General features: G+C 71.5%; 10 protein-coding genes. 3 read left to right on the top strand and 7 right to left on the bottom strand.

All coding sequences use genetic code 11. From position 1 onward, the window contains the following. The first annotated feature begins 53 nt into the window (after positions 1-53). The 3 genes from ACLQ23_RS19330 to ACLQ23_RS19320 are packed head-to-tail and all read left to right on the top strand — an operon-like array spanning position 54 to position 8,489. On the top strand, positions 54-1,976 hold the full coding sequence (locus ACLQ23_RS19330; RefSeq protein ID WP_355597497.1) for an AMP-binding protein: 1,923 nt from the start codon (positions 54-56) through the stop codon (positions 1,974-1,976). Continuing rightward, a complete protein-coding gene (locus tag ACLQ23_RS19325) occupies positions 1,976-7,516 on the top strand; it encodes an amino acid adenylation domain-containing protein (RefSeq protein WP_355597495.1) in 5,541 nt (1,846 codons plus the stop codon). The genes ACLQ23_RS19330 and ACLQ23_RS19325 overlap by 1 nt, the downstream gene beginning before the upstream one ends. A gap of 10 nt (positions 7,517-7,526) precedes the next feature. After that, positions 7,527-8,489 carry a chlorinating enzyme gene (locus ACLQ23_RS19320; protein ID WP_425880892.1) on the top strand — a complete coding sequence of 321 codons (963 nt, stop codon included), beginning with the start codon at positions 7,527-7,529 and terminating at the stop codon, positions 8,487-8,489. Between the two features lie 12 nt (positions 8,490-8,501). Here ACLQ23_RS19320 and ACLQ23_RS19315 read toward each other — a convergent pair whose 3' ends face one another. The 7 genes from ACLQ23_RS19315 to ACLQ23_RS19285 form a co-directional block, all read right to left on the bottom strand. Next, the gene (locus ACLQ23_RS19315) at positions 8,502-9,206 is read right to left on the bottom strand and encodes an SDR family NAD(P)-dependent oxidoreductase (RefSeq protein WP_355597491.1); all 705 of its coding nucleotides are present in this window, start codon (positions 9,204-9,206) and stop codon (positions 8,502-8,504) included. Between the two features lie 118 nt (positions 9,207-9,324). Beyond that, on the bottom strand, positions 9,325-10,356 hold the full coding sequence (locus tag ACLQ23_RS19310; protein ID WP_355597489.1) for a pyridoxal-phosphate dependent enzyme: 1,032 nt from the start codon (positions 10,354-10,356) through the stop codon (positions 9,325-9,327). Continuing rightward, positions 10,346-10,948 carry a GNAT family N-acetyltransferase gene (locus tag ACLQ23_RS19305; RefSeq protein ID WP_355597487.1) on the bottom strand — a complete coding sequence of 201 codons (603 nt, stop codon included), beginning with the start codon at positions 10,946-10,948 and terminating at the stop codon, positions 10,346-10,348. The genes ACLQ23_RS19310 and ACLQ23_RS19305 overlap by 11 nt, the downstream gene beginning before the upstream one ends. A 30-nt stretch (positions 10,949-10,978) precedes the next feature. After that, on the bottom strand, positions 10,979-12,208 hold the full coding sequence (locus ACLQ23_RS19300; protein ID WP_355597485.1) for an alpha/beta fold hydrolase: 1,230 nt from the start codon (positions 12,206-12,208) through the stop codon (positions 10,979-10,981). A 79-nt stretch (positions 12,209-12,287) separates the two neighbouring features. Further along, complete coding sequence (locus ACLQ23_RS19295; RefSeq protein ID WP_157552741.1) at positions 12,288-13,238, bottom strand: chlorinating enzyme; 951 nt, start codon at positions 13,236-13,238, stop codon at positions 12,288-12,290. A 2-nt stretch (positions 13,239-13,240) separates the two neighbouring features. Next, a complete protein-coding gene (locus tag ACLQ23_RS19290; protein WP_355597482.1) occupies positions 13,241-13,522 on the bottom strand; it encodes an acyl carrier protein in 282 nt (93 codons plus the stop codon). Further along, positions 13,506-15,065 (bottom strand): amino acid adenylation domain-containing protein, encoded by a 1,560-nt coding sequence (locus tag ACLQ23_RS19285; RefSeq protein WP_425880891.1) that lies wholly within the window; start codon positions 15,063-15,065, stop codon positions 13,506-13,508. The genes ACLQ23_RS19290 and ACLQ23_RS19285 overlap by 17 nt, the downstream gene beginning before the upstream one ends. Positions 15,066-15,150: the final 85 nt, after the last annotated feature.

The raw sequence follows: 15,150 nt of genomic DNA, 5'->3' as shown, positions 1-15,150 counted from the left end.
TACCCCGCTTTAGGGGACAGCTACGGCGCGAGCAGGCCCGATACGTTCTGGGCATGGCCACCCAGTCCTTGGCCGACGTGCTGCTGATCCGGGCCGAATCGACGCCGGACGCCGTCGCCTACGAATACGTCGATTCCGCCGGCGAGGTGAGCACACTCAGCTACTCCCAGGTGGCCGCACGCGCGTCCGCCCTGGCCGAGCAGATCGCCGGGTGCGGCGACGACGGTCCGGTGCTGCTTGCCGCTCCGGCGGGGCTGGACTACCCGGTGGCGATCTTCGGTGCCTTCCTCGCCGGACGTCCGGTGATCCCGGCCTACCCGCCCGGGTCGAGCGGGCCCGACCGGGGCCGGCTGGACGGCATCGTGGCCGACGCCCGCCCGTCGGTGGTGATCGCCGAGCGCACGTATCCGGAACTGGCGGCCGTACCCGCGGCGCTCACAGTGCCCGGTAGGGAGGCCGACGGCGGTCCGTTGAGCGGACAGGGCCGCAGCGCCCCGACGGATGTGGCGATCGTCCAGTACACGTCGGGCAGCACCGGGAAACCGCGCGGCGTGCTGGTCCGGCACGACAGCGTCCTCGCGAACGTCGCGGGCATCACCGACCGGTTCCAGCTGACCGAGACCGCTCGCGCGCTGCTCTGGCTACCGCCCTTCCACGACATGGGCCTCATCGGCGGCCTGCTGACCCCGGTCGGTGCGGGCATCACGATGCGCATCATGCCGCCGGGTGACTTCCTCAAGTCGCCACTGTGGTGGCTGCGGCAGGTGACCGAGAGCGGTGCGACGGCCAGCGGCGGACCGGACTTCGCGTACGCCCTCTGCGTACGCCGGGCGCGGCTGCGCGGGCCGGAGGCGCTCGCCGGACTCGACCTGTCGGGATGGCGGGTGGCCTTCAACGGTGGCGAGGCGGTCCGGCACCGCACGCTCACCGAGTTCGCCGAGACCTTCGCTCCGGTCGGGTTCCGTCCCGAGGCGTTCCTGCCCTGCTACGGGCTGGCCGAGGCGACCCTGATGGTCAGCGCCGGCCACTGGCGGCCGGCCCCCGGTCCGGTCAGTTGCGGAACGCCGGTGCCCGGCCAGCGGGTCGCGGTGGTCGACCCGGAGCGCCTGACCGAGGTGGGCGACGGCGACGAGGGTGAGATCTGGGTGGCGGGACCCCACGTCACGTCGGGCTACCTGTCCGGCAGCGACCAGGACGACCTGTTCGGCGACCTCGACGGCACCCGCTACCTGCGTACCGGCGACCTGGGCTACCGGGCTGGCGACGAGCTGTTCCTGACCGGGCGGAAGAAGGACGTCATCGTTCTTCGCGGCGTCAACCACCACGCGATCGACGTGGAGGCCGCCGCCCTGGACGCGGCCGGTCAGGCCGTCGGCACGGCCGCCGCGTTCCTCGTCGACATCGAACCCGAGCCGTTCGCCTGCCTCGTGCTGGAGGTGCGGGGCAGGCCCGCCCCGCACCTCGTCGGGGACGTGCGGGCCGAGGTGCTGGCGCGGACCGGCCTGCGGCTGGGCGCCATCGCGTTGGTGCCACCGCGATCGGTACCACGTACGTCGAGCGGCAAGGTACGCCGGGCCAACTGCCGCGACGCCCTGCTGGCGGGAGCGTACGACGGCTCGGTTGTCGCCGACCCGGCCCTGATCGGTGCGCTGGCCCAACGGCGCGACCGGGACGCCGCGGTCGCCGACCTGGCCGGCGTGATCTGCGGCATCATCGCCGAGCTGTGCGAGGTCGACGACTGCCGACCGACCGATCGCCTCGTGGACCTGGGCGTGGACTCGGTGCGCGCAGGCGAGGCCGCCGACGTGCTGGGCGACACAGTGGGCCTGGACGTGCCGTTCGAGACGGTTCTCGTCGCCACCACACCGCGTGCCGTCGCGGACGCGCTGATGGACCGGTGGCTGAGTGAGGGCAGCACACCGGGTCAGGTGCGCGAGCGGCTCGCCGCTGTCGACAGCCACGCGAGCGTCTCGTGATGGAACCTGCGGTCGGGCGGCACCTTGTCCAGCGCTGGCGCTCCGGCGGTCCTGCGCCGGCGACCCGACCCGGCCCCGCCCCGGTGTCGACAGCGCAGCGGGGCGTCCTCGTGTTCGAGCGGCTCTACCCGGGCACCACTGTCTTCAACCTGCAGCACGTCGCCAGGCACACCGGCGCGCTCGACGAGGACCGGCTCGACGACGCGCTGTCCGTCGTGCTCCGCCGGCACCCGGCCCTGCGCAGCACGTTCGCGGACGCGAACGGTAGTGGTCCGGTCCGCATCGTGCACGACTGGACGACGCTTCGGGCCGAGCGCACGGACCTGACCCACCTGGACCCGGCACAGCGTGCGGCCGCCGCCCGCGAACACGCGCAACGGCTCGTCACCCGACCGTTCGACATCGCAAACGGGCCCCTGGTCCGGGTACACGTCCTCCGGTTGACCGACAACGAGCGCCTGCTCGTGTTCGTCGCGCACCACCTGGTCTGCGACGGCGGCTCGATGCGCGTACTCCTCACCGAGCTCGACCGCGCGTACCGCGGCGAGCTGACCGGCGGGCCGGGCGACACGGTCCCCAGCCCGGCCCCCGTGCCGCCCGGCCCGGGGGCGCTTGACTACTGGCGGGAGCGGCTGGCCGGCCTGCCGGAGCTCGACCTGCCTGCCGATCACGGGCATCCCGCGCGGCCGACGTTCGCCGCGGACTCGGTACCGCTGACCGTCGGACCGGACGTCGTCGCGGCAGCCGAGCGGCTGGGACAGACCGAGCGGGCCACCGTGTTCATGGTCCTGCTGGCGGGGTTCCAGCTCCTGCTCGGTGAGCACAGCGGACAGGACGACTTCGCTGTCGGTTTCCCCGAGGCCGGGCGGTCGGGACGGGGCCGGCACGGCGCTGTGGGTCTGCTCGCCGACCTGGTCGTGTTCCGGGCCGATCTGAGCGGCCGTCCATCGTTCCGGGAGCTGGTCCGGCGTGCCCGGGACAGCTTCCTGGCCGGCTTCGCCCACCGCGGGGTGGCCTTCGAGGACGTGGTCGCGGCGTTGGCGCCGGGCCGGAGCCTCGACGGGTCCCTTGTCTCCGCCAGCCTTGTCTTCCACGGGGAGACGGGCGAACCGACACTGGGCGGCGCGCCCCTCGAACGGGTGACGGTCGGCCGTCCCGGCCTGCGCTACGACGTGGACCTGCACCTGTGGCGGGAGCGGGACCGGCTGTGGGGGAGCTGGGACTACCGGACCGAACTCTTCGACCCGGTGACGGCGGCCCGGATGGCCGAGCGGCTGCCGGTCCTGCTGGCCCGGGCGCTGGCCGAACCGGACCTGCCGGTCGACCAGCTCGACCCGCTCACCGACACGGAACGGGCGCTGCTCGACCGGTGGGGCCACGGTCCGGCCGTCGGTGACCGGCCGCTCACCCTGCACGACGCGTTCGCCCAGCAGGTCGCCCGTACGCCCGACGCGGTGGCCGTCCAGGACTCCCGTCGTACGCTCACCTACCGGCAGCTCGACGAGCGTTCCAACCAGATGGCCCACTACCTGCGGGACCGGGCGGTGTGCGCCGGGGACATCGTCGGCATCCGGCTCGGCCGGTCCGTCGACCTGGCCGTGGCGATGCTGGGCATCCTCAAGGCCGGCGCGGCGTACCTTCCGCTCGATCCCGCCTACCCGGCCGACCGTACGGCCTTCATGCTTGAGGACAGCGCGGCCCGGATGGTCGTGACAGCCGCCGAGCTGGCCGCGCTGGACGACCAGCCGGTGCGCGCTGTGGACGGTCCGCCGGTGTCGCCCGACGCGTCGGCGTACGTGCTGTACACGTCGGGTTCGACCGGCATGCCCAAGGGCGTGCTGCTCACCCACGACAGCGCGGTGACGATGGTGACCTGGGTCCGGCGGACGTTCTCGCCGGACCACCTGTCCCGGGTGCTCGCGTCCACGTCGATCTGCTTCGACGTCTCGGTTCCCGAGTTCTTCGCGCCGCTGTGCGCGGGCGGCACCGCAATGATCGTCGACAACGCCCTCTCGCTGCTCGCCGACGTACCGGACGTGACGATGATGAGCGTCGTGCCGTCGGCCGCGAAGGCGCTCGTCGAGGTGGGGGCACTGCCCCGCAGCGTGCGGGTGGTGGGCCTGGGCGGGGAGGCGATCACCGGGACCCTTGTGGACGACCTCTACGCCACCGGGCACATCGAGGCCGTGATCAACCTCTACGGTCCGACCGAGGACACCACGTACTCGACGTACGCCCAACTCCGCCCCGGCGAGCAGCCGCCTCCGATCGGCGCACTGTTGCCGGACGCGCGCGCGTACGTCCTGGACCGGTCGCTGCGGCAGGTGCCGGTCGGCGCGGTCGGGGAGCTGTACCTGGCCGGGCGTGGCCTGAGCCGCGGCTACATCAACAGGTCCGGGCTGACCTCCGCCCGGTACGTCGCCGACCCGTTCGCCTCCGCGCCCGGCGACCGCATGTACCGAACCGGCGACCTGGTGCGTTACCGCTCCGACGGCGCCCTGCTCTACCTCGGCCGGCAGGACTTCCAGGTCAAGGTACGCGGGCAGCGGATCGAGCTCGGCGAGGTGGAGACCACGCTCCAGAACCATCCCGACGTCCGTGACGCGGTGGTCGCGCTGCACGGCGACCGCCTGGTCGGCTACCTGGTAGCGCGGCCCGCAGACGGCATCGACCTGGACGGGGTGCGGGCGTACCTGCGCCGGACGCTGCCGGTGGTGATGGTCCCCGGCAGCCTGGTGGTGCTCGACGAACTGCCGCACACGCCCAACGGCAAGGTCGATCGCCTGGCGTTGCCGGCGCCGGCCGACCCGACAAGTGGCGCCCAGAGCGATCCGCCGCGCGGCGCCGACGAGGAACTGGTCGCCGAGGTGTGGCAGCAGGTTCTCGAACTCGACCGCGTCGGACGGGACGACGACTTCTTCGACCTCGGCGGGGACTCCCTGCTGGCCGGCCAGGTGCTCGGCCGGCTGCGCGCGCGGGCCGGCTCGTCACTGCCGCTGCGGCTGGTGTTCGAGAACTCGCGCCTGTCCGACCTGGCGGCAGCCCTGCCCGCGCCGGCGGAGGGCGCGCCGGACCCGGCTGACCGTCCTGAGGTGTCGCCCCGGCCGGCCGACGAACCACCGGTCCTCTCGTTCGACCAGGAACGGTTGTGGCTGGAATCCCAGATCCGGCCCGGTGCCGCCTACCACGTGCACGGCCGCCTGCGGATGCGCGGAGCGCTTGACGTCGCGGCGCTTGAGCGCAGTGTCCGGGCGATCGTCGACCGGCACGAGATCCTCCGTACGACGTTCCCGGTGGTCCGCGGCCGGGCTGTGCCACACGTGGCGCCGCCCGACCCGGCCTGGCGCGTCGACCGGGCCGACGCCGACCGGGCGGAGGTGGCCGAGCGGCTCGCGGACGACCAGGCGGCCACGCCGTTCGATCTCGCCAAGGGACCGTTGTTCCGCTGCCTGCTCATTCGCCAGAGCGACACCGATCACCTGGTGAGCATCACGATCCACCACGTCATCTCCGACGCGTGGTCGGTCGGTCTGTTCCTGCGCGAGCTGTCCGCCCTGTACGCGGTCGGCGGGGACACCGCAGCCGCCGAGCTGCCAGCCCTGCGCGTCCAGTACGGGGACTACGCCGCATGGCAGCGACGGTGGCTGACCGCCGAGCGGCGCGCGGCCCAGGCCGACTACTGGCGCGACCGGCTGGCCGGGGCGCCGGCGGCGGTGGACCTGCCGACGGCACGTCGTCGATCGCCGGCCCAGGGCGCTGTCGGTGGTCGGGTCCGGGCCACTCTGGACTCCGCCGGCGCCGACGCGTTGAGGCGGCTGTGCCGCGAGCACGAGGTGACGCCGTTCATGGCCACCGTCGCGCTGTTCTCCACGGTGCTGCACCGCTGGTCCGGCCAGGACGACCTGGTCATCGGCGTCGCGGTGAACACCCGCCGCGATGCCGGGGTGGACGCGTTGCTCGGCCTGTTCGTCAACACCGTCCCGGTGCGGATCGACCTCGGCGGCGCTCCCGGCTTCGACGAGCTGCTGCGCCGGGTCCGCCGGGCGTGCATCGACGACTGCGTCAACCACGGCGAGACCCAGATCAACCTCCTGCTCCGGGAGCTGTCGGTGGTCCGCGACCCGTCGCGTACGCCGCTGTTCCAGACGCTCGTCAGCATGATCGACACCGCCGAGGGCAGGTTCCGGCTGCCCGGCGTCGAGGTGGAGGGCGTGGAGCCGCCACCTCAGCCGGGCAAGGTCGATCTCAACCTGAACGTGCACGAGGGCGGGGACGGCACCGGCGAGTTCCGGCTGGAACTGCTCTACCACGCCGACCGTTACGACGCCGCTGCGATGCAGGCGTTCCTGGACCAGATCGCCGCGTTGCTGCCGGCGGTGGCCGCCGATTCGACAGGCGGCATCCTCGACTACGAGCTGTCCGGCGCACCGGTGGCCGTCGGTCCGGCCGCGACGGTGGCCGCCGAGCCTCGTACCGTCGGAAAGCCGTGGGCGGAGCGGGCATCGGACCGCGTCGTGCTGGTCGACGGGGACCGGGAGTGGACCGACCGGCAGCTCGCGGACGCGGTCGCCGGTCCGGACGGACCGGATCGCCAGGCCGCCGGCCGCAGACTGACGGCGCTGATCGCCGCGCTCCGGCACACCGCCGCAACGGACGCGACCGGCACCGCCGAGCCCGCCGAATGGGCTGTCGAACGGTTCGGCCTGACCGGCGAGGACCGGCTCGCCGTCCTGTCCGGCCCGCCCGGTCTCGTGACGTCGGCGCTGTCGTCGGCGATGGCCGCCGGCACCGTGCTGCATCTGCCGGCCGACGACGAGCCCGATGTGTTGCGGGACTGGCTGCGGACCACCGCCGTGACGGCCGTGTACCTCACCCCGCCGTCGCTGCGGGCGCTGACCTCGCACCGGGCGCAGGCGGCACTGCCACACCTGCGGTACGCGTTCGTGGCCAACCGTGGCGACCTGACCGCGCAGGACGTGGAGCGACTCCGGACGCTGGCACCCGGCTGCCAGGTGGTCGGCGTCTACGGCGGACCGCCGAGCGGCAGCCCGCTGGCCGGCTACGCCGTGCCGGCAACCTGGACGGCGGCCACGGCCCCGCTGCGCGTACCGATCGGCACGGAACTGGCCGGCGCGCTGGTCGTGCGCAACCGGGCCGGGCGGCCGGCGGCCGTCGGCGAGGTTGGCGAACTCCACGTCGGCGAGCTGACCACCGGCCAGCTGGCCCGGCGGCGGCCCGACGGCGTGCTCGACTTCGCCGGCGGCGGGCCGGCGTCCGCACCGTACGCCGATCCGCTGGAGACACTCGCGGCCCTGCGTGACCTGGCCGACGTGGACGACGCGCTCGTGGACGACTCGGCTACCGCCTACGTCGTCGGCACCGCCAGCGCCGTGGACCTCGGCCGCCTGCGCCAGCACCTGGTCACGCGGCTGCCGGAGCACCTGATCCCGAAGCGGATCGTCGTGGTCGACCGGCTCCCGCTCACCGTCGACGGTGAGTACGACCTGGACTCGTTGCCCGATGCACCCCTACCGAAATGAGCGAGCAGCCATGACCGACACCGCCCGCGCACAGTACGCGCTCACCGCCGAGCAGCAGGAGACGTTCTGGCGGCAGGGCTTCTTCGGCCCGTTCCCCGTCCTGGACGAGGACGAGATGGTGCGCACCTGGCGGTCCGAGCGGCTGTCGGTGCTGGACCGGCGCAACGCCGTCTACCCCGAGAACGCGGCATTGTCGGGCAACACCAACATCTCCAACTACGACAGGCACCTGGACAACGGCTTCCTGGCCGACCTGGTCACCGACCCGCGGATCACCGACCGGGTGGCAAGCGTGATCGGGCCGGACGTGCTGTGCTGGCGCACCGAGTTCTTCCCGAAGTACCCCGGCGACGAGGGCACCGACTGGCACCAGGCCGACACGTTCGCGAACGCCTCCGGCAAGCCGCAGATCGTCTGGCCCGAGGACGCCGAGTTCGGTGGCACCATCACCGTCTGGACGGCCTTCACCGAGGCGACGACCGACAACGGCTGCCTGGAGTTCATTCCCGGCTCGTACACGCGGATGAACTACGACGAGTCCAAGGTGATGGAGTACTCGCCGGACACGATCAACAACGCGACGAAGAGCGGCAAGAAGCGCGGTTTCTTCGGCTACGACTACCGGCAGCTCCAGGTCGACCCGGACTTCCAGCCGGACGAGTCGAAGGCCGTGCCGATGGTCATGCGGCCGGGCGAGGCGGTGATGTTCTGGTCGACGCTGATGCACGCGTCGTACCCGCACTCCGGCAAGACCGACGCGATGCGGCTCGGCTTCGCCGCCCGGTACGTGCCGACCTCCGTGCACGTCTACCCGGACACCGACGTGGTGGAGGAGTACGGGGGAACGGTGAGCCTCGACCGGTACGGCGCCGTCCTGGTCAGTGGCGAGAACCGCTACGACCACAACCGCATCGCCACGCACACCACGACCGGCCGCCCGTTCCGCCTGCCCACGTCACCGACCAACCGGTGAACTCCGGCGCGGTCACGAGTCGATCGGGCTCCGGCCGCGCCAGAGCCGTCCGGTAGGACCGCCGTCGGGCAGGGTGGCGAGCCATACCGCGGTGTCCACTGACGTCGAGGCGTCGACCGGCCCGGCACCGCCGGCCTGGTCGGCGCCCGCCTCCGGGCAGCACGCGTTGACCAGGATGCCGTCGCCGGCCAGCTCGTCCGCGAACACTCGGGTCAGCGCGTTGACGGCGGACATCGAGACGCGGCTCGCCCACGCCCCGCGCGGATCGGCGGCCGACCCGGACGAGACGTTGACGATCCGTCCGTAGCCGGTGGCGCGCATCAGCGGCAGGACTCCCTGGACGAGCCGCCACGGACCGAACAGGTTGGTCTCCAGGGTCCGGCGGACCAGTTCCACGTCCACGCTCGCCGCTGCCGCGCCGTCGTCGAGCAACGCGTCGGCGTTGTTCACCAGCACATCGCACCGGCCGAGACGCCTGTTCACCCAGGTCACGAGCCAGGCGACGCTGTCGGCGTCGCTGACGTCCACCTGGCGCACCGCCACCCGGTCGGCGAGGCCGCCCAACCGTTCGATCGCCGCGCGACCGTCCTCGGCGACGCGACAGGCGAGCACGACGCGCATGTCCAGCTCGGCGAACCGTCGGACCAGCTCCAGGCCGAGCCCGCGGTTTCCTCCCGTGACGACTGCGACCCTGTCCGGGGCCAATGTGTGAACCATCCTCCCGCGCTGGCCTGCGTACGTGCCCGACTCGTGCACTTGATCCTGAACGTCCGGCCGGGCCGGAACATGTCACCGAATGCGGCGACCCCGTCATGCACGACGGAGGAGGCCGGCGCTATCCGCCCGTCACCAGTTGCGGCCGGTTCACCTCGCGCCCGACGTACCGGCCGGTCCGTTCGAGGATCTCGCCGTACCGGTGGATGTCGTTGTTTCCCCCGGACAGCACGCACACCACCGGCCCGCGCAGCGGGCTGCGCAGCGGCATCCGCAACGCGGCGCTGGCCAGCGCCCCTGCCGGTTCGGCGATGATGCCGTCGGTCTGGTACAGGTCGACCATCTCGGCGCACACCGCGTCCTCGGGCACGGACACCAGCTCGTCCAGCAGGTCGCGCACGACCCGGTGGCCGATCCGCCCCACCGACGGAACGGCGGCGCCGTCGACGAACGTGTCGATCGGACGCAGCGCCGTGGGCCCGCCGTGGTCGAGTGCGGCCCGCATGCTCGCCGCGCCCGCCGGTTCGGCGCCGATGACAGTCACGCCGGGCAGCCTGTGCTTGAGCCACGTCAGCATTCCCGCGACAAGCCCGCCGCCGCCGACCGGAACGATCACCGTGCCGACGTCGCCGCCGAGCTGTTCGACCACCTCGACAGCGACAGTGGCCTGCCCGGCCACGACCGCGGGGTTGTCGAACGGGTGCACGTAGGCGCCACCGGTGCGTTCGCAGTCCTCCAACGCGGCGCTCGTGGTGGTGTCGAAGTCGGCGCCCGCCACGACGACCGTGCGCACCACGCCGTCGCCAAGCGCCGCGATGCGCTCCCGCTTCTGCCGCGTCGTCGTGGCCGGCAGGAACACGCGCCCGGGGATGGCCAGCTGCCGGCACGTGAACGCGACGCCCTGTGCGTGGTTGCCCGCGCTCGCGCACACCACACCGCGGTCGCGCTGGCCCGCGGTGAGCGAGGCGATCGCGTTGTACGCGCCGCGAACCTTGTACGAGCGGCACAGCTGAAGGTCCTCGCGCTTGAGCCACACGGGTACGCCGGCGGCGGCGCTCAGGCGCGCGTTCGGATCGAGGGGAGTGCGGCGTACCACGGGACGCAGCACCTGGGCGGCCCACGTGATCGACGCGACGGACGGCTCACCGCTCATGTCGCCTCGTCGGCGGAGACGTCGCCGGAACCTCCTTGCGCATCACACAGTGGCTCTTGCCCTTGGGCCGGATGTAGGCGAATCCGGCCTGCTCGAACAGGCTGCGCGTGGCGTTGTAGAGGAAGGAGGCAGAGGTCTTCTTCCCGGCGGTGTCCTGGGGATAGGACTCCACGAGCCCGCCGCCGCCCTGCGCGATCAGGCTGAGAGCGCCGTCGAGCGCGACCCGGGACACGCCTTTGCGACGGTAGTCGCGGTCGACGAAGAAGCAGGTGATCCGCTGGTCCGGCAGGATGTCGAGTTCGGCCCGGTACTGCTTGCCGTGCTGGACGTTCGGCAGTTCGTCAGGCGTTCCGTACTCGCACCAGGCCACTGCCGCGTCACCGTCGAACACAAGTGCGGCGTGGGCCCGTCCCTCGTTGACAAGCCGCTGTTTGAGACTGCGGTTGCCCTCGGCGCCCTGCCCCCGTTCGGCGCAGGACGGGTGGAAGTAGATGCACCAGCAGCCGCCCCACACGCCGTTGTGCTTCTCGACGAGCCCCGCGAACGCGTCCCACGTGTCCGGACCGAGCGGTTTGACAGTGAAGTCGCTCATGGTGCCTCCATTGACGGAAATTCACCGATGCTAGGCGTGGGCCACGTCCTCCCGCGTGGTCGGATGCGCGATGAAGTCGGCGGCCGCCTGCATCAGGGCGGTGCTGTCGGCGTGGAACAGGGAGGCGTGGTCGCCGTGCGGTTCCATCCGCAGGCGTGCGTTCGGCAGGCCCTCGGCCAGCTGCCGCGAACCCTGCGGGTGCGCGGTCTCGTCGTCCTCGCTCGTGACCACGAGCGTGGGCTGTCTGACGCGCGTGAGGTACTGCTCCACGTCGGTACGGGCGAGGGCGCCGTTGAGCCGGCAGTACCTGTAGAAGAGTTCGGCGCTGGTGTAGGGGTACAGCACCAGATGCGCCACCTCGGCGGGCGTGCTGGTGAGCGCCACCTGCCAGAAGGCTGCCTGGACCGACCGCGCGGCGGCCCGGCTGTGGGCGGCGATGGTCATCAACTCGATCAGGTCGTTCTGGAACCGGGTTCGCGGCGAGCCGCTGGCGAACTCGTAGGCGCCGTGCCACAGGCTGAGCGACAGGATCCGTTCGGGCCGGCTCGCGGCGGCGGCCAGGCCGATCACCGCACCACCGCAGAGGCCCACCACGTGCGCGTCGGCCACCCCGTAGTGGTCCATGACGGTGAACAGGTCGGCGGCCTGCGCGGTGGTGTCGACGGCGTAGTCGTCGCTGTGGTCGGCAGCTCCGAACAGACCTCGGCTCTCCCAGGCCAGAACCCTGCGGTCCCGGGCCAGGAAGCGCATCCACGACTCCGCGAGCGCGGCGGGCATTCCGCAGGCGGGTACGACGACGACAGTCTCGCCGGGAGGCCCGGCGCTGTACACGTTGAGCGGGAGTCCGTCGTGCGAGCGCATGCTCTGCCGGCTGAAGAACCCGTCGAAGCTGTCCGCCACGGCCTCGGCGGTGATCCGGTCGACGTCGGTCAGCAGACCCTCCGGCATCGGCGTGACCGCGTCGACCAGATCCGCCAGGGCCAGGCGGTCGCTCACCACGCGCTCGAAGACCTGAAGGTCGCCGGGGGCGGCGTCGCGGCTCACTGCGAGCCCCGGGACCCCGGCCTGCCGGGCGACCCGCCCGAGCACCTGCTCCACGTCGTGCCACTGCCGGGCGGACCAGCCGGTCGGAGCGCCGCTGGCATCGCTGCCCACCGCAACGACCCTGACCGGTCCACCCAGCCCTTCGACAAGGGGCCGCACCGACAGCACGGATCTCGCGAGCCGCGCCACCGCCGACCTCGCCTGCGCTTGCACCATCGGCCGACTCCCTCTGTGACGGCGGGGACCGGTGACCGGGCCGGAGACGTTCACCAGCCCGGCCGTTCCCGGTCGCGATTCACCGAACCGGGAACTTGTGGCCCCGCGTCGTGGTGGTCACCTTGCGGTTGTGGGTGTACGTGTCGACGCCGGCCACCAGCACCGTGCCGTATTCCTGCAGGCTCACGCGACCGCCGTACTCGTCGACGTCGTCGGTGTCCGGGTAGACCTCCACACAGGTCGGAACGTACCGGCCGGCGAAGCCCAGGCGCATTCCCTTGTCCGGCGCGCTGTGGGGCTTGGACGCGTGCATCATGGTCGACCAGAACATCACCGCCTCACCCGGGCGCATGATCATCGAGACCGCCTGGTCCACCGGCGGCTTCCAGTCGGGGTCCTTCTGCAGTTCCCGGTAGTCGTATCCGTAGAAGCCGCGGGTGACGCCGTCTTCCTTGCGCTGAGCGTTGATCTTGTCGGGCTGGTAGTGCATGCCCTTCGTCTCGTCGTAGTACATGGTGCGCTGCGTGCCGGGGATGAACTGCAGGCAGGCGGTTTCCTCGGTGGCCTCGGTGAACGCCGTCCACACGGTGAGGGTGCCGCCGTACTCCCTCTCCGCCTCGGGCCAGACGATCTGGGGCTTGCCCGACGCGAACGCGAACGTGTCCGCCTGGTGCCAGTCGGTGCCTTCGTCGCCGGGGTACTTCGGGAAGAACTCGGAACGCCAGCACAGCACGTTCGGGCCGAGCACCGCGGTGACCCGGTCCACGATCTCTGGCCGGCAGATGTGGTCGGCGAGGAACGTCGAGTCGAGGTGCCGGTCGTAGTTGGCGATGTTGGTGTTGCCCGCCTGGGCGTCGCCCTCGTCGTAGACGGCCTGGCTGCGGTCCATGAGGCGGAGCCGCTCCCGCTTCCAGAGGCGCTGCATCTCGTCTTCCTCGTACACCTTGAACGGTCCGAGGTAGCCGCGTTGATGGAACTGGGCGACCTCTTCCGGACTCGGCGTGAAGTTGCGTTCCAACGTGTTCGTCATCGTCAATCCCTCGCCGTCACGGGTTGCTGACTGTTGAGTTGCCGTGCCACGAGCGCGGACATCTCGTCGACGCTCGCCTCCTCCAGTTCCGCGACATCCGCGGTGATGCCGTACCGCTCGTTGACCTCGGCCACGATGCGGATGAAGGCCAGGGACGTGGCGCCCTGGTCGAACATGTCGACGGCCGGGTCGACGTCGCGTTCCAGCACGGCTCTGGTGATGCCACTGATCGTCTGCCTGATGTCACTCACCGTGGCATCGGGCAGATCACTGTCCGAGTGCATCGCGATCCACCTTTCCTTGCAGCGTCATCGGAATCTCCGTGACGACCTTGTAGAGGGACGGCCGAAGGTGCCTCGGCAGACTCCGGACGGCGTGACGCTCGGCGGCGGCGGCCAGGCCGTCGTCGGCGTCCGTTCCGCCCGCCGGCAGCAGGTGCGCGACCAGCCGCACGTCGCCCTGGCCGAAGTCCCGCGCCACGACGACTGCACGCCCGACGCCGGGCACCTGGGCCAGGCACTGTTCGATCTCACCTGGTTCGATCCGGTAGCCCCGGATCTTCAGCTGGTCGTCCACCCGGCCGAGGTAGGCCAGCTCGCCGCCGGGAAGGCGTACCCCGACGTCGCCGGTGCGGTACAGGCGCTGCTCGCCGAGTTCCGCCATGGAGGAGACGAACCGTTGCGCGGTGAGCTGGGGGCGGTTCAGGTAGCCGCGGGCCACCCCGCCACCGGCGATGTACATCTCGCCCGGCTTGCCCTCCGGCACCGGCCGGCCGTCGTCGTCAAGGACGTGCACACGCAGATCCGGGATGGGTACGCCGATCACACTCACGCCGGTCGTGTCCAGGTCGGCACCGGTGATCCGCCGGTAGGTGCAGTGCACAGTGGTCTCGGTGATGCCGTACATGTTGACGAGCTGCGGTCGCTCGTCGCCGTGCCGCTCGATCCAGGGCGCCAGTTGCCGGGGCTCCAGCCGCTCCCCACCGAAGATCACCAGTCGCAGGGAGAGGCCGGCCGTGTCGGCACCCTGGCTCGCCGAGAACAGCAACTGGTGGAACGCCGAAGGGGTCTGGTTCAGGACTGTCACCCGCTCGGAGCGCAGCAGCGAGACCAGCAACGAGGGTGAGCGGGTGCTCGCCTCGGGCATCAGGACCAGTCGCCCGCCGTGCAGCAGCGCGCCCCAGATCTCCCACACGGAGAAGTCGAAGCTGATCGAGTGGAACAACGACCAGGTGTCGTGATCGTCGAACGCGAACCACGGATCGGTCTGCTCGAACAGGCGCACCACATTGCGGTGCTCGACAGTCACGCCCTTCGGCGTCCCGGTCGAGCCGGAGGTGTAGATGACGTACGCCAGGTTGTCCGCGGACGCCGGCGGGTGCCCGCTGGGATCGAGGCGGACGGCGCCGGGGCCGGACGTCACCTCGTCGCTGTCGATCCACACGACCGACGGGTGGCGGTCGCCGATGACGCCGGCGGTGTTCCTCGCCGCCACCACGATCGGCGCACCGCAGTCGGACAGCAGATAGTCGATCCGCTCGGCCGGATAGCTGGGGTCGATCGGTACGTACGCGCCGCCGGCCTTCAGGATGCCGAGCATGCCGACGATGGCCTCCGGACTGCGCCGCACACACAGCCCGACCAGGACGTCCGGCCCGACACCGAGTTCAGCGAGGTGATCGGCGAGCCGGTCGCTGCGCGCGTCGAGGTCGCCGTAGGAGACGGACTCGTCCGTCGTTGTCAGCGCGATGCGCTCCGGTGCCTCGCGCGCCCGGTCCTGGAAGATTTCGTGCAAGCGGCGACCGGAGGGCGCTGCTGAGACCTGCATTCCGCCACCATCCTCGCGAAGAGCGGAAGTTCCCCAGCGACGCGGGTCAGCCCGAGTGCCCAGTGCCTGCCGCACGTGTCCTTCA

The organism is Micromonospora sp. DT41 (genome assembly GCF_049841715.1).
Lineage (GTDB): Bacteria > Actinomycetota > Actinomycetes > Mycobacteriales > Micromonosporaceae > Micromonospora > Micromonospora profundi.
Note: the sequence above shows the minus strand (reverse complement) of the source record. Positions and strands in the feature narration are given on the sequence as shown.